At 42.7% G+C, this 24,559-nt stretch carries 13 protein-coding genes; 10 read left to right on the top strand and 3 right to left on the bottom strand.

What is annotated here, in order from left to right; translation table 11 throughout:
* From ACQEXS_RS11070 to ACQEXS_RS11060, 3 genes are all read left to right on the top strand, one after another.
* Window positions 1–1,083 carry an efflux RND transporter periplasmic adaptor subunit gene (locus tag ACQEXS_RS11070; protein WP_427013869.1) on the top strand — a complete coding sequence of 361 codons (1,083 nt, stop codon included), beginning with the start codon at window positions 1–3 and terminating at the stop codon, window positions 1,081–1,083.
* Entirely contained in the window at window positions 1,076–4,177 is a 3,102-nt protein-coding gene (gene vmeI, locus ACQEXS_RS11065; RefSeq protein ID WP_427013868.1) for an efflux RND transporter permease subunit VmeI, read from the top strand. Before ACQEXS_RS11070 ends, vmeI begins: the two co-directional genes overlap by 8 nt.
* Window positions 4,178–4,243: 66 nt before the next feature.
* Window positions 4,244–4,804: a DNA-3-methyladenine glycosylase I gene (locus ACQEXS_RS11060; protein WP_427013867.1), complete on the top strand. Its 561-nt coding sequence runs from the start codon at window positions 4,244–4,246 to the stop codon at window positions 4,802–4,804.
* Window positions 4,805–5,050: 246 nt separating this feature from the next.
* Here ACQEXS_RS11060 and ACQEXS_RS11055 read toward each other — a convergent pair whose 3' ends face one another.
* A complete protein-coding gene (locus ACQEXS_RS11055; protein ID WP_427013866.1) occupies window positions 5,051–5,449 on the bottom strand; it encodes a winged helix-turn-helix domain-containing protein in 399 nt (132 codons plus the stop codon).
* Between the two features lie 484 nt (window positions 5,450–5,933).
* On the opposite strand from ACQEXS_RS11055, the gene ACQEXS_RS11050 reads away from it, so the two are divergent.
* From ACQEXS_RS11050 to ACQEXS_RS11025, 6 genes are all read left to right on the top strand, one after another.
* Window positions 5,934–16,271, top strand: a complete 10,338-nt coding sequence (locus tag ACQEXS_RS11050; RefSeq protein WP_427013865.1) for an Ig-like domain-containing protein — start codon at window positions 5,934–5,936, stop codon at window positions 16,269–16,271.
* A gap of 133 nt (window positions 16,272–16,404) precedes the next feature.
* A complete protein-coding gene (locus ACQEXS_RS11045; protein WP_427013864.1) occupies window positions 16,405–17,097 on the top strand; it encodes an EAL domain-containing protein in 693 nt (230 codons plus the stop codon).
* Between the two features lie 135 nt (window positions 17,098–17,232).
* Window positions 17,233–17,730, top strand: coding sequence for a winged helix-turn-helix domain-containing protein (locus tag ACQEXS_RS11040; RefSeq protein WP_427014012.1), 498 nt, complete (start codon window positions 17,233–17,235; stop codon window positions 17,728–17,730).
* A 53-nt stretch (window positions 17,731–17,783) separates the two neighbouring features.
* Window positions 17,784–18,176, top strand: a complete 393-nt coding sequence (locus ACQEXS_RS11035; RefSeq protein WP_367986679.1) for a hypothetical protein — start codon at window positions 17,784–17,786, stop codon at window positions 18,174–18,176.
* 82 nt (window positions 18,177–18,258) lie between these two features.
* Complete coding sequence (locus ACQEXS_RS11030; protein ID WP_427013863.1) at window positions 18,259–19,605, top strand: hypothetical protein; 1,347 nt, start codon at window positions 18,259–18,261, stop codon at window positions 19,603–19,605.
* A gap of 11 nt (window positions 19,606–19,616) precedes the next feature.
* Window positions 19,617–19,961: a hypothetical protein gene (locus tag ACQEXS_RS11025; protein ID WP_367986677.1), complete on the top strand. Its 345-nt coding sequence runs from the start codon at window positions 19,617–19,619 to the stop codon at window positions 19,959–19,961.
* Between the two features lie 34 nt (window positions 19,962–19,995).
* Here ACQEXS_RS11025 and ACQEXS_RS11020 read toward each other — a convergent pair whose 3' ends face one another.
* Together ACQEXS_RS11020 and cls are read right to left on the bottom strand one after the other, a co-directional pair.
* The gene (locus tag ACQEXS_RS11020; RefSeq protein ID WP_367986676.1) at window positions 19,996–21,189 is read right to left on the bottom strand and encodes a cystathionine beta-lyase; all 1,194 of its coding nucleotides are present in this window, start codon (window positions 21,187–21,189) and stop codon (window positions 19,996–19,998) included.
* Between the two features lie 100 nt (window positions 21,190–21,289).
* Window positions 21,290–22,744 carry a cardiolipin synthase gene (gene cls / locus ACQEXS_RS11015; protein ID WP_427013862.1) on the bottom strand — a complete coding sequence of 485 codons (1,455 nt, stop codon included), beginning with the start codon at window positions 22,742–22,744 and terminating at the stop codon, window positions 21,290–21,292.
* A 348-nt stretch (window positions 22,745–23,092) separates the two neighbouring features.
* On the opposite strand from cls, the gene ACQEXS_RS11010 reads away from it, so the two are divergent.
* Window positions 23,093–24,436 (top strand): sodium-dependent transporter, encoded by a 1,344-nt coding sequence (locus ACQEXS_RS11010; protein WP_367986674.1) that lies wholly within the window; start codon window positions 23,093–23,095, stop codon window positions 24,434–24,436.
* Window positions 24,437–24,559 lie beyond the last annotated feature (123 nt).

Genomic DNA, 24,559 nt, shown 5'->3' with positions numbered 1-24,559 from the left:
ATGAAGAACTGGATAGTGTTAAGTGTTCTTTCATCTGCCGCGTTACTAACGGGTTGTGGTGGTGAGATCAAACATGCTGACTTTGGTCTACCCAAGGTGAAAGTTGAAAGCCTCGGGCAGCAAGAAGCAAAAAATAATTTGTATTTTCCTGCGGTAGCGAATGCCTCTGAAAGATCACACCTTAGTTTTCGTGTTGCTGGTGAAATCAGCAAAATTGATGTGAAAGAAGGCGATCGCGTAAAGAAAGGGGATATCTTAGCTGAGCTGGATCCAACCGATTATCAACTTGATGTTGATAACGCGGCGGCTCGTTATTCGGTTGTCGATAGCCAGTATAAACGTTCAGCACCTTTGGTTAAAAAAGGTCTGCTAGCCAAATCTCAATTTGATGAAATTGCTGCTCAGCGTCAGATTGCGTACGCAGAGTTACAGCTGGCTAAACTTCGTTTGTCATTTACTAAATTGACTGCCCCAGTGGATGGCATCATTTCACGTGTAAGCGCCGATCGGTTTGAGAACATTCAAGTTGGGCAGCAAATTGTCAATATCCACAGCATCGACAATGTCGAAGTCTTGATTCAACTTCCAGACCGAATTTACGTGAAACAACCTGAGAGGGATAAGTTGTCTCATGTGCAGGCGGTTGTGCGTGTACCAAGTGGTAATGAATATCAGGCTGTAATTAAAGAGTTTACCACCGAACCTGATCCTGCAACGGGGACATTTACTGTGACGTTGTCACTACCTATGCCTGAGGAGGAGTACATCCTTGATGGTATGGCGGTTGAAGTCACTTCTCGTGGAGAAGATGTTGGTCTTGAGCTGAATGCCGGAGTGCAAATCCCAATTGAAGCACTGTTCAATGCCGATGGTGATGATCTAGACAGAGGAAATAAATTTGTCTGGGTACTCAATGATGATCAAACGGTAAGTAAACAACAAGTGATGCTTGGTAAAGCGAGCCGCAACTCGGTTCAGGTTCTAAATGGCCTTAAAGCAGATCAACAAGTAGTTATTGCAGGCATTTCCAGACTCAGAGAGGGGATGAAGGTGGAAGTAATTCAGGAGGCTGGTCATGAGTGAAATCACGAATAACACACCTCAACGTGATGAAGATATAACAGGCATTGCGGCATATTTTATACGAAATCGTGTTATCAGTTGGATGATCTCGCTGATTTTCCTGATTGGTGGTGTTGCAGCATTTTTTGGTTTAGGACGTCTTGAAGATCCTGCCTTTACCATTAAAGACGCGATGGTCGTGACTGCATACCCGGGTGCAACCCCGCAGCAAGTCGAAGAAGAAGTGACTTATCCGTTGGAAAAAGCGATACAGCAACTGACGTACGTTGATGAGGTCAATTCTATTTCTAGCCGCGGTCTGTCTCAAATCACGGTTTCCATGAAGAACAATTATGGTCCTGATGATTTACCGCAGATCTGGGATGAATTGCGCCGAAAAGTTAATGATCTAAAAGGTCAACTGCCTCCCGGGGTGAATGACCCACAAGTCATTGATGATTTCGGTGATGTTTACGGTATTTTGTTGGCGGTAACAGGGGAAGGGTACAGTTATAAAGAGCTGCTGGACTATGTTGACTACTTAAGGCGTGAGCTCGAATTAGTTGATGGTGTCAGCAAGGTATCGGTAACTGGGCAACAGCAAGAGCAAGTGTTCATTGAGATATCGATGAAACGCCTCAGTAGCCTTGGGTTATCGCCGGATACCGTCTTCAATCTATTGTCGACACAGAATGTTGTCTCTGATGCTGGTGCTATCCGCATTGGTAGCGAATACATTCGTATTCAACCGACTGGCGAATTTGAAAATGTTGATCAATTAGGTGACCTGATCCTGACAGAAGCAGGTGCTCAGGGGCTTATTTATCTCAAAGACGTTGCTGAGATTAAACGCGGTTATGTCGAAGTTCCTAGCAATATCATTAACTTTAACGGTCAGGTTGCTTTGAATGTCGGGGTTTCTTTTGCACAGGGCGTCAATGTTGTTGAGGTCGGTAAAAGCTTTGAGCGTCGACTTGCAGAGCTAAAGTATCAACAACCAGTTGGTGTCGGTATTTCTGAAATTTACAGTCAACCAAAAGAAGTCGATAAATCGGTTAGTGGTTTTGTGGTGAGCCTTGGTCAAGCTGTTGCGATAGTGATCATTGTTCTACTGTTTTTCATGGGTTTACGCTCTGGCTTATTGATTGGCTTGATACTGCTGCTGACGGTTTTGGGAACATTCATTTTCATGAAATATTTCCAGATTGATCTGCAACGTATCTCTTTAGGTGCATTGGTTATTGCATTAGGGATGCTGGTGGATAACGCCATTGTGGTCGTCGAGGGGATACTGATAGGTACCCAGAAAGGGCGAACGCGACTGCAAGCTGCGACCGATATCGTGACCCAAACTAAATGGCCACTGCTGGGTGCAACGGTGATTGCTGTCACGGCATTTGCTCCGATTGGCCTGTCAGAAGATGCGACTGGTGAATATTGTGGCACTTTGTTTACCGTTCTTCTTATCTCACTCATGCTGAGTTGGTTTACGGCGATATCTCTGACGCCATTTTTTGCCGATATATTCTTTAAAGGGCAGAAGGTGAAACAAGATGGAGAAAACTCTGATCCATATAACGGCATGATTTTCGTCATTTACAAGAACTTCCTTGAGTTCTGTATGAAGCGAGCTTGGTTGACCGTTGCAGTGCTTATTGTCGGCCTTGTTGCGAGTATCTATGGTTTTGGTTTTGTTAAGCAGTCGTTTTTCCCATCGTCAACGACACCGATGTTCCAAGCAGACATTTGGTTACCTGAAGGGACAGATATTAGAGCGACAAATACAAAGCTGAAAGCATTGGAATCGTGGCTAGCAGAGCAGGACCACGTTGAGCATATAACAACGACGGCAGGCAAAGGGTTACAGCGTTTTATGCTGACGTATGCACCTGAGAAGAGCTACGCCGCATATGGTGAAATCACCACTCGAGTCGATAACTATGAAGCACTTCAACCGCTCATGGCGAAATTCCGAGCACATGTTGAAGCGACGTTCCCTGAAGTCAATTACAAGCTTAAACAGATTGAGCTTGGCCCAGGTGGTGGTGCCAAAATTGAAGCGCGTGTGATTGGCTCTGATCCTACGGTCTTACGCTCGCTTGCTGCACAGATCAGCGAGATTATGCATAACGATCCAGGTGCAACAAACGTGCGTCACGATTGGAGAGAGCGCACTAAGGTTTTAGAGCCTCAGTTTAATGAGAGTCAGGCGCGTCGTTATGGGATCACCAAGTCAGATGTCGATGATTTCTTGTCAATGTCATTCTCTGGTATGGCGATTGGTGTATACCGAGATGGTACAACCTTGATGCCAATTGTTGCCCGATTACCGGAAGATGAGCGTATTGATATCCGAAATATCGAAGGAATGAAGATCTGGAGCCCAGTACTGAGCGAATACATTCCGCTCCAGCAAGTGACTATGGGTTATGAGATGCGTTGGGAAGACCCAATTATTGTGCGCAAGAATCGTAAGCGTATGCTCACTGTAATGGCTGACCCAGATATTCTTGGCGAAGAAACGGCAGCGACATTGCAAAAACGTCTTCAACTGCAAATTGAAGCGATTGAATTGCCACCGGGTTATTCTTTGGAATGGGGTGGGGAGTATGAATCATCAAGTGATGCACAAGCCTCGCTGTTTACAACGATGCCAATGGGTTACTTGTTCATGTTCTTGATCACGGTGTTCTTATTCAACTCAGTGAAAGAGCCGCTGATTGTTTGGCTAACAGTGCCATTGGCTATTATTGGTGTGACAACAGGTCTGCTGGCGCTGAATACGCCATTTGGCTTTATGGCGTTGCTTGGCTTCTTAAGTTTGTCCGGTATGCTGCTGAAAAATGGTATCGTGCTCTTGGATCAGATTGAGATAGAAATGCAATCGGGCAAAGATCCCTATATTGCTGTGGTTGATGCGGCGCTAAGTCGTGTTCGTCCTGTTTGTATGGCCGCGATTACTACGATTTTAGGCATGATTCCTCTGCTACCGGATATTTTCTTTAAGCCGATGGCGGTAACGATTATGTTTGGTTTAGGTTTTGCTACGGTACTGACACTTATTGTCGTACCAGTCTTGTATCGTCTATTCCATAAGGTTAAGGTGCCAAACTAAGGTTTGGTTAACAAAACATGAAAAACGCCTCTGAACCTTCAGGGGCGTTTTTGTAAGGATACAAAAATGACTGATACAACTTGCGCTTGGGCCTTAAATCACCCGTTAGAAAAAAGCTATCATGATGAAGAGTGGGGCGTGCCTGTTTATGATGATACGAAACTGTTTGAGTTTATTACGCTCGAAGGCGCTCAAGCAGGACTTAGCTGGATTACGATTTTAAAAAAACGAGAAGGGTATCGAAAAGCCTTTGAGGGTTATGATATCAACAAACTCGCTCAATATGATGAACAACGCGTTCCATTGATTATTGAGCAATACGATGTTGTCAAAAACAAAGCGAAGATAGCGTCGGTTTATTCTAATGCCCGCGCGTCTATTGAACTTCAGAAAGAGTATGGTTCATTATCCAATGCGCTGTGGCAGTTTGTCGAAGGCAAGCCTATCGTGAATCACTGGACATCAATGTCTGAAGTGCCTGCGGTAACGGAGCAATCCAAGCAAATGAGTAAGTTCTTAAAGAAGAAAGGATTCAAGTTTGTTGGTGAAACCATCTGTTATGCTTTTATGCAGGCAGTAGGGATGGTGGATGATCATGTCGTTGGGTGTCCGCATAAGCCACGTTAATCGCGGTTTTATCCCTCTTTGAATGGTTGTTATGCAGGGTTGGATTTCTGAGCCCGCATTATGGAGAGGAAAGCTTCTCGGTTTGCTCGGATATAATCTATCTTGCTTGGTGATTTACGTTGCTTGAATAGCTAAGGGCAACGTTTACAGAGGAGCAAAGCGTTGAACAGGGAAGTGATTAAATAAAATAACGGTTATAGATATCCTGCCTATTTGAAGCCCTCAAGAGTTGAGGGCTGAAGTTATTTAGCTGGCATTGACAATATCAGATGCATCCGTTGAGCGTAAAACATAACCTCTATTTCGAATTGTTAACAATGTAAACTCTGTATAACCAAGTACTTTTCTTACTTCATGGAGTAAGACTGGTAAACTATTTATGCCTATGTGAGTACCATCCCAAACATGCTCTTCAAGCTCTTCTCGGCTTATTAATTGGTTCATGCTTTTTGTCATAAAGCACAAACATTTAATACAGTTTGTACTGCAATAAATAGGTTGTTCTGCATTATTACCAATGACAGATATTTTCCCGAGATTATTAAACGAAATTTTGATACCTAGGGAAACCTCAAGATCTTTTATGTTTTTACACATTAAGCAAGTTTTATTTTTACAGTCGTTTAGATTGTCTGCATTTCTCATATTTGTCTCCTGACCAGACGAACATCATTGTCCAGATGTTTATCTCCTTTATTATCCAGATGCTTATATCCATTTTAGCAACATCTATATAGTTAATGTTTTATAGTAATCTGTTTATAGTTTGATTTTTTTACTTAATTTTCTTTATTGTGGCACATAAATGATTGTGATTGCTTAATTGTGTTTTTAATTCATTTTATGGTTTTTTTTCTTTAGTGTTAGTTATTATTTGTTAAATACCATTAATTTGACTATTTTCCTTAAATATCAGTTAGTTATGTTTTGTGATTATCTTTATTAATTGATTATTAATCTTGTGTTTTTAAATTAATTAATCATCGTTAATGTTATTTATTGTTAAAACGGTTTATATCTTTTTATTTTGGTGGAATGTCTATTCTAGTGTCTTTTCGAATTCTGTACTATGCGCGTATTGAGGGGATGTTTCGTGAGGCTGCATATGAAACCCACTGGTATGAATAATATGTATAATAAAAATATAGTACTTTTCTTTGTATTGTTTTTAATGATGAGCACATTTGATGTTTATGCTGCAAATAAGCCTAAGTTAGAATCAATTTCAGGGGGGAATGATAGTGGAATGTATAATGAAGGCGACCAAATTGATATATACGCCGACTTTAGCTCATTTATATCACCATCAGATGATGCAACATCACCATCTAAAGTTACGCTTAAACTGGATACAGGCCCTGATGCTCATAAAACAACAATAAATTTAACTAGTTCAGCGAGTCTATTATTAGATGAAAGCTTTGGTGTGCCGAATACACCAAACCTAAATGGTGTCAATGACAATATTGGTGTTTGGGATATTCTAGAACTTTCAAATGGCGATATTTTGATTGGGGGTTATTTTACGTCATATGAAGGACAAGCTACCAATCATCTCGTATTGGTTAATCCTGATGGAACAGTAAAAAGAACTTTTGGTGGCTCTTTTTCTACTAAGAGTCCAGCATTTAATGGTGAAGTGACTAGCCTGACGGAAACAAGTGAAGGAAAAATAATTGTTGCCGGTGAATTCTATAACTATAACGGCAATGGTAATTATGACTACTTAGTTCAATTCAATAGTGACTTTTCTATTGATACTACCTTTATGGATAAGATCACTAAGAATGGATCTCGTCCGGCCTTTAATGCTGCTATTGGTGAGAAAAACTATGCAGTCTATTCACCAAACTCACCAGTGTTGGAGCATGACTCAAAGCTTTATGTGACAGGTAACTTCACACAAGTGTCTGGGGAAAACCACAATAAGATCGTGAGCCTTAATCTTGATGGCACGATCAATACGGGCTTTACCTCACCTGTTCTAACTTTCTCGAATGCTCAAGCAGTGAAAACCGTCAGAGTCGATGACAATGAAACGGCAACAACGGCCGATGACAAGCTCTATATAACGGGTTACAGCCCTTATGTTGTCTATAAAGGTAGCAATACCGTACGCCCAATGTGGCGTCTCAATATGGACGGAACGGTTGATGAGACTTTTCTCTCAGCGGTGACTTCGGCTTTTATAGCTGATGTTTTGGTTCTGCCAAAAAGTGCTCAGGAAGGTATTGTGGTTTCTGGGATCAACATGTCTATCCCAGGCGTGTCTGGTAGTGATGTTTACGCATTAAAAAAAGACGGCACACACAATAAAGACGGCTGGAAAACGACTTCTATAAATGCAGGTTATGCTGCGGAGGCATTTGCAATTGTAGAAGGTAAGTTATTTGTTGGTGCACATAACAGATGGCCTGCGGCACATGGTGGTGGCGGCTTAGTGGTATTCAATATGGAAGACGGAACGGTTAACCAGCCGTTCATGAAAACACTTGGTAGCGGAAAGTTTGTTGGTGGTGGTACAGATGTCCACGCACTGACGTTGATGAAAGACGGCAGTTTAATGGTTGGGGGAACATTTGCTGGTTACAACTCTCAAACCAACGACGAACGTGGCGTTATTCGTATGCGCTTTAACCGCCTCAAAGGGACGTATACCGTAAGGGAGGAAGCGAAAGACCTTACCGGTTTGATGACAGTCGATAGTATTGAAAGTTATCAAGTTGATAGTATTTTTGGAGGAGCAAAAGATACAACTGCGCCAGACTTGTCGACATTACCATCAGGAACATTAGAGAAAAATACTCGTTATTCACTAAACCGATATCCTACCGACCCGGTCAAAACCAAACTTACCGTCGACAAATCAAAAACACCGACTACAGGACAGATTGTTGCAACGGTAACGAGCATTACTGAAGACGATAAATATGTCGGGAAGAGTGGTGACGAGGTAACGTTTTCAGTTGATAATAATTTAGTCTCTGTCACCTCGGTTACGGACAATAAAGACGGCACTTACTCGGTCACGTTATCGACCAGTGAAACTCTAGAAACAAAAACAAAGATCAGTGCAACCGTTAATGGAGAAGCGATTCAAAACAATACGTCGTCTCCTTACCAGTTAGAGGTGACATTTGAAGACGTCACCAAACCGACGATTCAATTGTCTGCAGGTAAAACAACACTGAAGAAAGGTGAATCAACGACATTAACCATGGTTCTGAGTGAAAGTTCAACGAACTTTGCATTGGCTGATCTATCAGCTGTTGGTGGGGTGATCTCTGGTTTTTCTGGTTCCGATAAAAACTACAGTGCCATCTTTACTGCTACAGACAACTTCTCAGGAAATGGTAGTGTTGCAATCAAAGCAGATTCGTTCACTGACGCTGCCGGTAATAACAATGCTAATCAACCGTCGGTCGCATTTACGATTGATGCTCTCTCGCCAACCATTGCGATCACAGCAGGGAAAACGGCTCTCAAAGCTGGTGAAAAAACCACCGTTACTTTCACCTTAAGTGAAGCTGCGACAGATTTTGTTCAAAAAGACGATATTACGGTTACTGGTGGTACATTAGGTACACTTAGCGCTGACGCTGCAAACAAAGTCTATACCGCAGAATTTACGCCAAAAGTCAACAGCACAACAGATGCGGTCATTAGTGTTGCAGTCGATAGCTTCAATGACCCCGCAGGCAACCCAAATATTGTGGGTGCGAGCTTAACTTTAAGCATCGATACCGTAGTGCCAACCGTTGCTATCTCCGCAGGAAAAACTGCGCTAAAAGCGGGCGAGAAAACCACGGTCACCTTCACTTTAAGTGAAGCGGCAACGGACTTTACGCTCAATGATGACATTACGGTAACTGGCGGTAGCTTAGGGACATTAAGCGCTGATACGGCGAAAAAAGTGTACACCGCTGAATTCACACCAAAAGCGGGCAGTACAGCGGATGCCGTGATCACGGTTGCTTCTGACAGCTTTACCGATGCGGCGGGCAACCCGAACGCAGCGGGTGCGAGTCTTACGCTGACCATTGATACCGTGGTTCCAACGGTTGCGATCACAGCTGACAAAACAGCATTGAAAGCGGGTGAGAAAACCACAGTAACCTTCACCTTAAGTGAAGCAGCGACAGACTTTGTTCAAAAAGACGATATTACGGTAACGGGAGGAACCTTAGGTACCCTAAGTGCCGATACGGCGAAGAAAGTCTATACCGCTGAGTTTACTCCAACAGCCAACAGCACAAAGGATGCCGTTATCACTGTTGCGTCCGACAGTTTCAGCGATGCCGCTGGAAACCTGAATGCGGCTGGCGCCAGTTTAACCCTGACGATTGACACCGTGGTACCGACGATTGCTATCACGGCAGATGCATCAAGCTTGAAAGGTGGTGAAACCGCTGAAGTGACCTTTACATTAAGTGAAGCGTCGACAGATTTTACCTCCACAGACATTACAGTGACTGGTGGTACGCTTGGGACTTTAACAGGCTCTGGAACAACCTACACAGCAGAGTTTACACCAAAGACCAACAGTGATGCGGATGGTGTGATTAGTGTTGCGGCGAGCAAGTTTACGGATGCAGCCGGAAACCCGAATGCGACAGGGGCAAGCCTTACACTGACGATTGATACCGTGGTTCCGACCATTGAGATCACGTCAGATAAGTCAGCGCTAAAGCGTGGTGAAAAGGCAACGATTACCTTCACGTTAAGTAAGAGTGCATCTGACTTTATCGCCAGTGATATCACTGTAACTGGTGGCTCGCTGGGTACCCTTACAGGGACAGGGACGACATACACCGCCGAATTCACGCCGAAAGTCGATAGTGTCGCGAATGGTGTTATTACCGTTGCTGCAAATACCTTCACCGATGCATCAGGCAACCAAAACGCAACGGGTCATACATTGACCATCAGTGTCGATACGGTGGCACCTACCATTGCGATAACCTCAGATAAGTCAGCATTAAAAGCGGGTGAGTCTGCTCAAATCACCTTTACCTTAAGTGAAGCGGCAGATGATTTTAAAGCTGAAGATGTAACTACAACCGGAGGCACCTTGGGTGCGGTTACAGGAAGTGGTACCAGCTATAGCGCAACCTTTACCCCGACAGCATCAAGCACTAAGAACGGTGTTATTACCGTTGCTGCGGGCACATTTACCGATGCTGCAGGTAACTTAAATATTAAAGGTGACACACTGACACTCACGGTGGACAGTGTTGTGCCAACCATTGCCATTACGTCAGATAAATCTGCACTGAAAGCAGGAGAAACTGCACAAATTACCTTCACGTTAAGTGAGTCTGCAACCGACTTTGTGGCTAACGACATCACGGTCAGTGGTGGTACCTTGGGTGCCCTTACTGGCAGCGGTACAAGCTACAGTGCCGAGTTCACACCGAGTGATGACAGCACCACAGCTGGTGTTATCAGCGTTATTGCAAACAAATTCAGTGATGCAGCCGGTAATGCTAACAGCACTGGTGATAGTTTGACGTTGACGGTGGATACCGTGGTGCCAACCATCAGCATTACTTCCGATAAATCGACCTTGAAGAATGGTGAGACCGCGACGATTACCTTCACATTGAGTGAATCGTCGACAGATTTTGTTGCTAACGATATAACGGTGACAGGAGGTGCATTAAGCGGCTTTACTGGCACAGGAAAATCGTACACTGCCACCTTTACTCCAAAAGCGAACAGCACAGATGATGGTGTGGTGAGTGTTGTAGGAAGTAAATTCAGTGATGCGGCTGGTAACCTTAATACGGCAGGTGCAAGTGTGACGCTGACGATTGACAGTGTATTACCTGGCATCACTATTACTTCAGATAGCTTGTCACTGAAAAACAGTGAGACTGCTGAAATTACCTTTACGTTGACTAAGAGTGCTTCGGACTTTAAGGCAGAAGATATTGAAGTTGAAGGGGGGACTTTAGGTACGCTGACAGGCAGTGGTAAGAGCTATACCGCAACCTTTACCCCAACAGCAAGTAGCACTAAAGATGGCGTGATTAGTGTCGGCACAAGCAAGTTTACCGACAGTGCAGGCAACGCGAATGCGGTGGGTGCAAGCTTGACCTTAAGCATTGATACACTGCCTCCAACTATTAGTGTTTCCGCTGATAAATCAAGCGTTAAAAATGGTGAAACGGCACAGATTACCTTTACGTTAAGTGAGGCCTCAGCAGATTTCGAAGCTAATGACATCAGTGTGACTGGTGGTACATTGAGCACGCTAAGTGGTAGTGGTAAGAGCTACAGTATTACCTTTACCCCAGCGGCTGATAGCACAACCGATGGCGTGATCAGCGTCGGTACGAATAAGTTCTCTGATGCAGCGGGCAACCTCAATACGTCAGGAGCGAGTATTACTCTGACTGTCGATAGTGTGCTGCCAACGATCGATATTAGCTCTGACAAAACTGCGCTGAAAGCGGGAGAAAAGGCACAAATTACATTTACTCTCAGTGAAGCTGCGACAGATTTTGCGTCGGGAGACATTACGGTTACAGGTGGCTCGTTAGGTACGTTAACAGGCAGTGGCACAAATTACTCCGCTGAATTTACACCAACAGCGAACAGCACAACCGATGGTGTGATTAGTGTTGCCAAGAGTAAGTTTAGTGATGCGGCGGGCAACTTAAATGGTGCAGGTGACAGCCTAACTTTGAGCATTGATAGCGTTGTACCAACGATAGCGATTACTGCTGATGTTTCAGCGTTGAAGGGTGGTGAAACAGCTCAAGTTACCTTTACCTTAAGCGAGGCTTCAACTGACTTTGAATCTGCAGATATTACAGTTTCAGGCGGTACACTAGGGACGTTAACGGGGTCAGGTACAACCTATTCGGCGGAATTTACCCCAACGACGAACAGCAATAAATCTGGCGTGATCACCGTTGCGGCAAGCAAATTCACTGATGCAGCAGGAAACGCTAACGTAGCTGGTGCAAGCTTGACGCTAGCAGTGGATACGGTAGCTCCCACAATTTCGATTACGTCCAACAAGACGCAACTAAAAGCCAATGAAACAGCGGATATTACCTTTAAGCTTAGCGAAGCCTCTCAAGACTTCGTTGCAAATGATGTCACCGTAAGTGGCGGTACATTAACTGATTTCGATGGCTCCGGAGATGCATATACCGCTGTATTTACCCCGACGTCAGGCAGTATAGCAAATGGTGTGATCACCGTTGCAGCGAGCAAATTCTCAGATGCTGCAGGTAACACCAACGGCGCGGAAACCAAGCTAACGTTAACAATCGACACAGTAAAACCAACCATTGCTATCACTGCTGATAAGAGCAAGCTGAAAAAAGGCGATACGTCGACCATCACCATTGTGTTAAGTGAAGCGGCGACTGATTTCACCGTAGATGATTTGGTGATTACGGTGGGTAGCATTACCAGTTTCACGGGTTCAGGGAAAAATTATGAAGCAGTCGTTGTGCCAAAAGATGAGTTTGCTGGTTCAGTTTCTCTATCTGTAGCCGAAGGTAAATTCACTGATGCGGCTGGGAATAACAATGTGGTATCAAATACGGTGACTTTTGATGTCAACACGAAGAAACCTACGACGCCAACAGTTGATAAATCAACAACGAACATCAATACGCCGGTGCTGACGGGAACGTCGGATGCAGGAAACCAAGTATTTGTAACTATCAACAACGTGCAGTTTGTGACGACAGCAACTGCGACAACTGCGGGTAAATGGACAGTTGATACCGCTAATGGAACCGATAGTTCAGGCAGTCCGGTTGACTTTAGCGCCTTGGAAGACAACCGTTACGATGTGGAACTGTATGCAGTTGATTCATTTGGCAACGTATCTGATGAGGATGCAACGCTTGATGAAGTGACCATTGATACTCACAGACCTAATCCGCCGATCTTTTATCCGGTCACTGTACAACAAGTGATTAAAGGATTGGGTGAGCCACAAACCAAAGTATCTGTGAAATTGGCAAATGGTGCGGCAGTTTGTGCACAGCAAACGATCGACGAATTTGGTTTCTGGCAATGTAATCCAACGGTCATGTTGAGTGACTCACAAGTGGTGGAAGCAACAGTTACTGATAGTGCTGGAAACACATCTTTGGTGGCTGGAACGCAAGTCGTATCTGGTGCATATAGCATGACGACGACGCCTGCAATGTTGTTTAACACGCTTGGAAAAGAGATCAGTGGTACAGGTGCGTTTGCTGCCGATATCACCGTCTATGATGATGCTAATACGACACTCTGTAAGACGACCGTGAACCCATTAGGGACATGGCAATGTGTGTTGAGTGCCAACCTAGCACCTAACTCAAAAGTGAACGTTTTACAATTTGCCGATCAAGTTGCGATGAACGTGTTTACTCATGTGATTGACCCTGATAATGAGTGGGTTCCACCGACGATGTACGATGTACGTTCGAGTTTGTTTGAGGGTGAAAGTGATTACGAGAACGGCTCAGTCACTATCGTCAATGGCGAGAAAATCTGTGAAAGCACGATCAGTAAGGGATACAACAACTCTGAGTTAGTTAACCACTTCAGCTGTAATGCTAGTCAGTCAGTTGATAGCACTAAGCTTGCTTTTAGCTTCTACAGCATGGCGCAAAAACTTCAGTCTTCAGGTTTGAGTACGCCCGTTGTTGTAGGTGGAACAATTCGCGACAGTGACTTTGATGGCCGTACGGACCTTGAGGAGTGGGATTGCAACAACACAGGTATTCCTTGTATCGATACCGATGGTGATGGCATTCCGAATTACCTAGACCAAGATGATGATGGCGATGGTATTCCATCAGTGCTGGAGCAGGGAAGTAACTACATAAACACGGACTCTGACAATGACGGTATTCCAGACAGCGTTGAGAGCGCAGGTATCACCCCAGCTCCTGAAATGAAAGGTGTCGATCAAGACAGAGATGGAATCGATGACGCATTAGATGTTGACTTCACCGGAGGTGTCGATGCCAATGGTGACGGTATTGATGACCGTTATCAACCACGAGATACCGACGGCGATGGTACGCCTGATTATGTCGACCTCGATAGCGATGGCGATTTGATTCCAGATGAAGTTGAAGGTACGGCGGACTTCGATTTAGATGGACTGGCAAACTACATCGATACCGATTCGGATAATGATGGAATTAGCGACCAGATAGAGGCGCAAGGTAATAGCTTTACCTCGACAACCTCAAGAAGCTTCCTAGCATTTGCGAACTTCATTACAACACCGGTCAATTCTGACAACGATGCGCTACCTGATTATACCGATTTGGATAGTGACAATGATGGTATTCCAGACGTTATTGAATCTGGCGGCAAAGATGAGGACAACAATGCAATTGCAGACTTTGATAGCCCTGTAATCACACAGCCACTCGACACGGATGGTGATGGTGAATATGACTACCTAGATCTTGATAGTAATGACGATGGCATCTTTGACATCTATGAGTCCAAAGGCATGACCGAAGAAGTTGTTGATCAAGAGCTGGACCTAAATCGCGATGGCATGATCGATGATACACATGTCGATTCAGATAGCGATGGTTTACCAGATATCGTCGATGGTTTCCCTACCGGTTATGGCTCAGCACCGATTGACCGTGCCAATACAGACGACTTTGACAACGATGGTATCCCTGATTCATTCGACTTGGATATGGATAACGATGGTATTCCAAATGACATCGAAGGAAATATGGACACAGATGGTGATGGACTGATCGATGCGATGGATTTGGACTCAGACAATGATGGTATTCCTGATTTGCTAGAGCACTTCCCTTCATTTGATACCGCTAAAGCAGGTTACATCGTTGACATGATCGACTTGAACGGTGACGGAATGGACGACAGGTTGGTTGGAAAACCTCTTATGGATAGCGATAACGATGGAGTTATCGACAGTCAGGAGATAGACAGTGACAACGATGGTATTCCAGATCTGTTTGAAGCAGTAGGCATTAATGAAGTGACCTTGATTACGAACATCAATCGTCTGTTGAACGGACAACTGGATGAGAAAGCTGACTCAGATAACGATGGCATTGTTGACTCAATTGACCGTGATGGCTTTGGGTTGGGAAGTAATAACTACTTTGCGCATGCCTTGATTCTGGCTGATACCGACTCAGATGGGCTGAGAGATTTCCAAGATAAAGACAGCGATAACGATGGGTATAGCGATAAGGATGAATATCTGACGGATCCTAATTTAGGCAACAACCTTCCATATGAAGTGACATCGATGGAGACGGCAGTGTCCGGTCACGGCGCAGGAGGTGGCGGCAGCCTGAATTTACTTACGGGATTATTTGTATTAATGACTTTAATAGTGAGAAGTGTTTCTAGCATGAAAAATAAGGTTTATATCCTACTTGGAGCAGGCTTGGCTCTCTTAACACCAATGGTCCACGCGACAACTTGTGGATACCTGTATGAAGATGGTGAATTTGAAGGTTGTTGGAAACTAGAGAGTGGTATTGGTATTTCTCGATTAGCGCCTGAAGGGGAATCTCAAGGCTGGTATAACGAATCTGCGAGCTATAAGCCAAGCTGGCAGGTCGCTGTTGGGTATCAACTGTCACCACGTTGGTTTGCTGAGGCAAGATATGCAGGACTAGGCGATGCGAAACTTGTGAACAAATATAGTCAATCTGGAGTCGCGGCGTTTGAAGGAGAGGAATCTATCTCATATTACGTGCCATCAATTGCAGTGGGCTCCTATTTTTATCCGTATACAACAGACCGAAAATGGAATGTATACGGGAAAATTGGCGCTAGCTCGATGTTTAACTCGACTTCTGATGACCGTATTACTTTCGAACAAAAAAATAAAGTTCAGGTAAATTTTGGTGGTGGTGTTGAATATCGTCCAACGAATTCAGCTTGGTTCTTCAAGTTAGAGGGTATTTCGTATGACTCTGATGCACTTAATACCTCCTTACTGATAGGCCGATATTTTGGTGGTGATAAAGAGCAACCAAAATCTAAAGTTGAGCAACAGTTAGACACGATTGAAGAGCGCATCATAGACCTTGAAACAAAGGTTGATGTTATTCCAACTACTGAAGAAAAAACCATTGTCGTTGAAAACTTCAACAGCAACTCAGTCGTGGACTTTTTTAAGTCTGACAGCTCGGTTCTTGGTGAGAATGGTAAGCGCGAACTCCAAACTCTTGCAGAGAAGGTGTTATCTAAGTCGGACTATCACGTAAAAATCTACGGTCATACAGACGCAACGGGTTCAGATGAGTATAACCAACATCTATCACAACGTAGGGCTGATTCGGCCAAAGCGTATTTGACTTCATTAGGTTTGAATCCAGATTTGGTTGAAGCAATAGGACTTGGTGAATCTTCACCAATTGCATCAAATGATAATCAACAAGGTCGTAGCTTAAATAGACGCGTTAATATTGAAAGCTCATGGGTTGAGTAATATAACGCAATAAATATAGCGAAAGGCCATATAGAGCGTATTTATATGGTCTTTTCTTCGTCTCTCCACACGGTTTAAAAATTACATCATACATCCACTAACTATTTATACGTATTATTATAAGGATTTAAATATGACATGTGAGAAGGTTAATGAATTAAGGAACATCAGTTATAGTTTTGGTGATAACTTTTATTATCAAAATCTTTTTAATTCAAATAAAGAAAATTTTGCTTGTGAGATTCTCATAGATTTCAAAAGCTATAAAAGAGAGTATTGTGATTTTTATGAAGTAATCAGAAGTGGAAAAGTTATTTATTCAATTTTTGATATCTTAAAAAATTCACTTGAAAAATTCCCTAAGAAGATATTTATTAATGTTGAAAGACATAACCTCTGTGACTTTAATATTAGAAACTGTCTTTTTGATATGCATAAGTTTCTTGAAAACAATGGTCACATACTGGTTGTTGAAATTACAGAAAGAAATGAATGTATGGGATGTGGTGCCGTTGAAGCAGAAATGAGAAAGATGACGGAGTGGGGTATTATTTTTGCCATTGATGATGTAGTGGGAATTGATGATCCTAGATTAATCACCAAAGAAGTTGATTGTTATACGTATGCCAAGGTAGAGGCTCCATCATTAAGTTCAAGAATGTCACTTGATAAATTTATTAAGCAAGTGGAAATATGTAAACAAAAAGGACTAGAGATTATTGTAGAAAAAGTTGAGACTTATCAACAGCTAAACTTATTAAAGTCCTTAAATTTGACATACTTTCAAGGATATTATTTTCATCGTGGAAGTATCATTCCATCTTAAATAAGTCGGGTTTGTAAGAAAGTTCTCAAAAATTGTCATAAGCTTGTTAATGTGACTGGTGCATCTTGCGTTGTTCATTCTTCGGAATATATCCTCACGTCCGAACGTTTTTAGTACAATAAAGTTAAAGTAGTGATGTACCAGTTAATCTACAGTGAAAAAGTTATTGCTTTTCAAGGTGCTGAGGAATCGAGCTTTTCTAAAACAGCACCTTTGACAGACATAGAGTTTGCCGTTGTTGAGCAGCTAATGAAGTCTTATCCAGAACCATGCAGTCAAGACGAGTTACTTGATTGCTGGGCAGGACGAATTGTTTCGAACAACTCATTGAGGGTATTAATTAATGGCCTTCGTAGTCATTTGTCAAAAATTTGTGATATTGAATTGATAAAGACTAAACGTAGCGTAGGGTATTATCTAGATAAACCTATTTATCCGATTGAGGAAATAGAGATTGCTTCTGATTTACCAGTTGATAAAAAAAGTACAGAATTGTATTCAAATTATCTAAACACCATATACACATATATTGTAAAGTCAGACCTTTTTCATAATAAATTTTTCTATTACAATATTGTGTTTTTTTCATTTGAATTGCTCTTAGTGACATTATATGAGAGGTTGTTTTGTTAAGGAAAATATTTTTTATTAATGTCACCATATTTTCGATTCTTGTTATCTATTCTATGTTTATTACAATTGACAGTGAAAATATTGGAGCATACTACGATTCTGATTTAAAAAATGGTTATGAAGTAATTCATAATCATGGTTCATATATAACAATTCTAACAAAAGATGGTGTTACAGATAGGGCGGTTGAAGGATATTATTTTATGATCAATCGTTCATCCTATATCTACTTCCCTAGAGTTAGGTTTAATATAATTGATGGCAAGTTTGTTATTAAGAAAAAAAGAACAATTGATTTTAATCATCCCTTGGGTGGTTTTAAAACTGTCGACTATGTCAAATATGAAGAAAATCAATCGCACTTAAGAGGCGGAGGGTTATCCATCACATATGATCGAATTGAGAAGCCTATTTTTATTGATAGGGTTGCATCGTTAATAAATTAATATAATGAAAATTAATTAAGTTGGAGTTAGAAGTTACTATAAAATCGAAGATAAGTAGAATGAGAATACAATGACCATATAAATGCAGTCAGTAAAAAGTGCACTTTTTGCATCCATTGTTTTAGTTAGCTTTTCTACAGTGTCTTCAGAAATCCTGCTAACAGATATGGAACAATCATCCTTATTAGAGATTAATGACTCTAATGAATTAAAGCGTTTCTTAACTTATAAGCAGGAGCTTAATGAGAGCTCTGTTGCAATCGAAACCGATAAATGGATATTTTCGAACGAGATCGCTGGGCTAGACTCAGAGTTCTCACGTCTTACTAAAGATCTGATCAATTCCATTGATAACGAGCAGTTAATCGCACAGCTTCAAGAAATTTCAACGAATAGAAAACAAGCAGTGGTAAACCTTGAGAACGCTGAAGCTGAGCTTGTTGAGCTCACATCAAAAATCGAAAAGAATAACGATTTGTTAGCGAATCAGCGTCGTAGTTTGTTTGAGCAAAGAAAAGCGCTCTACAAAGAGGTAAGAGTTAGGCTTTTATCGGAGTCAGGGGAAGAGAAAACGACGACAAAACGTGGAAAGCTCGATTGTAGTGATATGAGTGCTCGTTCATGCTTTAAAAAATACGAACCTCAGATCGTTCAAAAGACATTAGGTGAGGGCGCTCGGCTAATCCAGTCTCACGTTGAAGATATGGTGGTTAATTATCACGGTGAAGCGAGTTACCAAGTCAACCTAACATATATTTCTCCTTATACAAGGGACACTGACGCTAAGTTAAAGCAACAACTAGGCTTGGACGAAGTTGAAGTTATACTGCGAAGTAATCTTTCATCCACGAATTTTTACATCGACAGTAGTTTTGTTGGAAAGGGAAGCAGGGTAACAACTCGGATCCCATATGGAAAATATGTGATTGAAGCCAGAAGTGGTGAGCAGCGAGAGTCGACGATTGAGCAACTTACCAAGGATGTAGAGCTGACTTACAACTTTTCCCATGTTCCAGAACCAGAAAACAGCCGCTCAATAAACCAAAAGAGTGCACATAGTGGTTACAACTTAACATCCGTTCGCGATATCAACGCGAATACAAACACTGATACCACAATGATTGTTATGCCGACCTTTAATGAAATTCAGGGAAGCATGTTCAGTGAAGCTGGAAACTATGTTTATAAACGTTGGTCATATCCCAAAGCATCTCAACTATGCCAATCAATTTCCCCAAAAAACTCCAAAGTATTGGATGAAGCAAATTATAAGAAAGTACTTGGAGAGCAGTTTTTCCACCGTCAATTTGGCCTAGATGTTCGCTATTGGTTAGATGATCAAACAACCATATTTTTTAATAAGGGAGGCATTCAAAAGGCCGATGCTGATGGAAACACAACAGCGAATGTGTTGTGTCTAGTGATATAAGGAGGCAGAGTATGAAGCAACCCCTTTCTTATTACATGTTTAAAGGGATAATGGCGCTGTTTGTCATTTTCTTTATCTTTTCAGTGTACTGGTACATCAACGAAAGAGGTGAGGAATATGCCTTTTTTTCAGTCGCAACGACATATTGCCTAATGTTCTTATTGTCTTTTTATAAAGTCATGACAGATGGAACCAAGCTCGTGTGGTTACTCACGTTTACTGTCCCTTTTACCGCACTCTTGTTTGTCGTCTATCTCATCTTTAGAAGAGATAAAATCGTTAGCCCATACATTTATCAGGTAGAGTCACTTGATGATGAAGAGTTAAAGTTTAAGACGATGTATAAAGTGGAATAAAAAATAGGAGCTGATGAAAGCTCCTATTTTTGTATTATTGCTCTTGAAGCATTGAGTTGTAACGCTTAAAGCCTGCTTCGAGATCTTGAATCAGGTCGTCAATATCTTCTAAACCGATGTGTAAGCGGATAAGCGTTCCGTCAAAGTTTGGGTTTGCTACGGTTCTTAAGCTGTTAAAGCTCTTTGGTTCATTGGCGAGAATAAGACTTTCAAAACCGCCCCACGAGTATCCCATACTGAAGTGTTTCATACCATCTAGTAAGGCTGTCGTCGCGCGAGGGTAGCTTGTTTTTAGTACGAATGAGAACAACCCGTTTCCGCCTGTAAAATCACGCTTGAAGAATTCATGACCAGGGCAAGTTTCTAATGCAGGATGTCGAACGTGATCGACTTCGGGGCGAGACTGCAGCCATTGTGCAACCTTTAGGCTATTTTCTGCATGTTGTCTGAGTCTTACATCCATCGTGCGAAGGCCGCGCAAACCTTGATAAGCATCGTCTGGAGAGACGCATTGCCCCATCAAATAGCTCTGCTCTCGCAGTTGATCCCAGCACTTATCATTTGCGACAGCGGTACCCAACATGACATCAGAATGACCAACAATATACTTGGTCGCAGCTTGGATAGAGATATCAACGCCGAACTCAAATGGAGAAAAATTAACACCCGCTCCCCACGTATTGTCCAATATGACTATCATGTCGTGCTCGTGAGCAATTCGTGAAAGTGTTGGCACATCTTGTACTTCCATGGTGATGGAGCCTGGTGATTCGAGAAACAACACTTTTGTATTGGGTTGGATTAAGTCGCGAATCTCTTCACCAAGAATAGGGTTGTAGTAAGTCGTCTCTACGCCCATTTTTTTCAAAATTTTGTCGCAAAAATCACGAGTAGGTTCGTAGCAAGTATCAACCATTAAAATGTGATCACCAGACTCTACAAACGAGAGAAGCGCGTTAGAAATGGCGGCAGTACCACATGGGTATAAGGCACAGCCTACGCCACCTTCGATTTCTACCATCGCATCTTGGAATGCAAAATGGGTATTGGTGCCACGGCGTCCATAAAACAGGGTTTTATTTGCACGATTGATTGTCGCATGATTTTTTTCTGCAACCGTTTCAAAAACCACAGTTGATGCGCGTTGCACGGGTGGATTAACCACCCCGTTCGTCCATTTTTTAGAGCGGCCAGCAGTAACTAACTTGGTTTTTTTGCCTTCCGACATAAGAAATCCTTGTCTGATAACATTTTGATCTATTTAAAACACGCTATAGGGAGAAATTCAAGGACAAAAAGCCTCAAATTCCTGATGATGCCTGAAGCCTTTAGAGCAGCGGGTTGAACAAGTAGAAAACTCGTTCAAGAAAGCGTGAATACAGTGAACGTTGCTGCCAGTTACTCAACTGGATCTCGATGGATTGCTCGATATAGCTCTGTTGGAGCCAGTACATTTCTTTAGTAAATGCTTCGTCGTCGACGGCGAGCGTAAGTTCAAAGTTGAGCCACAAACTCCGCATGTCCATATTCACAGTCCCGACTAAGCAGAATTGTTCATCAATCACGACAGATTTGGTATGTAGTAGGCCACCGTAAAATTCAAAGATCTTAACGCCAGCTTCCATAAGTTCGGTGTAAAATGCTCGTGATGCCCATTGCACCATCATCGAATCATTTTTCTGGGGGATGATAAGCTCTACTGTGATACCTCTTTGAGCAGTTAGCTTTAATGTTTCTAACAGATCTGAACTGGGTACGAAATAAGGGGTAGTGATCCTGACCGATTGATTCGCTTGGTTGATCGCCAACGTCAGCACTTGAGAAATCAAATGCTCAGGCATGCCCGGTCCGGATGGGACAACTTGGATAGGGTGTTGCGGTTCATTCGGGTCAATTTGACATTCAGGCAATTGAGGCATGGTACGAGAGCCTGTTTCGACCTCCCAGTCCCAGCAATGAATCGCAGAAAGCACGTTGACCGTTGGGCCGGTAACACGAACCATGATATCAATCCACTGACCAACTCCAGACTCTTGTTTGAAGAACGCAGGGTCGACCATGTTCATCGAACCCGTATAGGCGACTTTATCATCGATTACGATGATTTTTCGGTGCTGGCGAAGATCCAACCGGCGTAGAAAGATACGCCATGGACTTACCTCTAATGCTTGCAGTACTTCTATACCTGCGCTTTTCATCATTTGGTGCCAATGGCTGCGGAAAAAGCGTGGGCTGCCTGCTGAATCTAACAAGAGTTTTACATCTACACCGCGTTTAGAGGCACGGATAAGTGCGGATGCAACGGAATCGGCTAGGCCTCCGGGATGCCAGATATAAAACACCATCCGAATGCTTGATTGGGCGGCTTCGATATCTTCGATCACTGAATGGAGGATATCTTGTGGTGAACTTTGTAATGACAGCGTATTACCACTTAATGCTGGTAACCCTAAGCGGTTGTTACACAGCTCGTCGATGCGAGAAATGTGCTGGCCAAAAGTTTCCGGTGAGTGGGCATGGCAATCATTCAGTTGTGAAAACCATTTTTCAAAAGGCGTAAACATCTCTTTCGCCCGTTCTGCCCGCTTCCTACCTAAATTCAGCTCTCCAAACAGAAAATAGCAGGCTACGCCGACAATCGGGATGATATAGATGATCATCAACCAAGCGAGTGAAACGCTAACGGCTCGACGCTTTAGAACTACACGTAAAGTTACACCTGCAACCAGCAGCCAGTAGAGCACGATGCTTGCTAATGTAAGAAATTGGTAGAACTTTTCCATGCATAATCCTGTATGAACTTAATCGCTTAGATAGTACTGCCAATCCATGACGAGCGGAATACACAAATGAAATGAATGTGAAAAAAGTGGCGAATGAAACAGGTCTAAATGTTGCCTGAGTGTGAAGGGGTGGTGTAAAAGTTGTTTGTTTGGTTAAGGTTTGACCATTTAAACTGTGCGATAGCACCAATATTAGAAAAATACACTATTTGGGGTTCCAATTGTAATTTCAAACTGTTTTACTTGCTACCTGTGCGGTGTCACTTAAACTTTTTTATAGTGTACATAATTATGTACACCTAAGCCTTCTGACGCCTACCTAAAAACTCAACATCGGTAATAATAATTATGGCAAGTAATGCAAGAGGCCATTTCTCATCGAGAATCGGTTTTATTATGGCGGCAGCGGGATCTGCTGTCGGATTAGGAAACGTTTGGGGATTTCCAACGAAAGCCGCGAGCAATGGTGGTGCGGCATTTTTGGTTATCTACCTTGCAATGGTATTTTTATTAGCATTCCCAATGCTGGTTGCTGAACTGACTATCGGTCGTCATGGTCAATCAAACCCTATCGCATCTCTCAAATCCGTATGGACAAAAAATCGTGCTGCGGCTGGATTTTTTGGGGTAATCGCAATGGTTGCTGCGTCATTAATCCTAAGTTTCTACTCTATTTTAGCAGGCTGGTTAATGGGTTTTGCCGCAGCGCCAACATTAGAAGTGGTTGGCCTGCAAAGCGCGGCTGACTGGTTGGTAAATTTTAGTGGTGCACGAAATGTGCTACTAGCGACTCTGTTTTCTGTGCTCACTATCTACGTGGTTAAAAATGGCGTAGCTGATGGTATCGAGAAATGGTCAAGTCGCCTGATGCCAATGCTGTTTGTGCTATTTGGAGTGATGATCATTTATATCTTCACCCAAGATGGCGCAATGGAAGGCTTGAAAATGTACCTTGTCCCTGATTTTTCTCAGGTGACACCGTCGCTACTTGTGGACGCGATGGGGCAGGCCTTCTTCTCACTCTCTCTTGGTGTGGGCTCGATGATGGTTTATGGCTCTTACCTTAAAAAAGACGTCAATCTTCCAAAGACGGCAGGACAAGTTGCTGCGATTGATACCGGTGTTGCATTAGCGGCAGGTCTTCTTATTTTGCCTGCGATGTTTGTTGCGAAAAACAATGGTGTAGAAATCTTTAATGACGCAGGCCAGCTGATGAGCTCTGGTGATTTGGTATTTGCTGTTTTACCTTCCATGTTCCACACCATGGGTGGCGTTGGTGTCATCATTGGCACAGGTTTCTTTGTTCTGATGGTCATTGCGGCACTGACATCTTCCATTTCATTGTTAGAAGTTCCTGTTTCTTGCGCTCAAGATGAGCTAAAGATGGAGCGTACCAAAGCAACATGGGTGATTGGTGGGGTTATCTTAGTTCTGAGTATCGTAATCTCGCTCAATTTTGGCGCGCTATTCGGTTTGATTGCTGACATCTCAACCGTGTACATGCAGCCATTGCTAGGTGTGATTTGGGCGATTGTCGTTGGCTGGATCTGGAATCGCAATAAACTGCTTAATGAGCTTAAAGAAGGCAACCCTGAAATCGAACAAGGCCTATTCTGGAAAATTTGGCCATGGTATGTTCGAGTGATATGTCCGGTAGCTATTATGGCCGTCTTCATTTTCTCAATCATTTAGAAAGAATATGTAAAACAAAACCTCCCAAATGGGAGGTTTTTTTATGCAAGGCGTTAATTAATATTAAATTATATTAAATGTTTTTACAGTATGGCCGATACATGTTTTGTAACAACAATCTAA

This window comes from Vibrio sp. TRT 17S01, assembly GCF_050113695.1.
Lineage (GTDB): Bacteria > Pseudomonadota > Gammaproteobacteria > Enterobacterales > Vibrionaceae > Vibrio.
The sequence above is the reverse complement of the archived record's forward strand: the minus strand, read 5'-3'. Positions and strand labels throughout refer to the sequence as shown.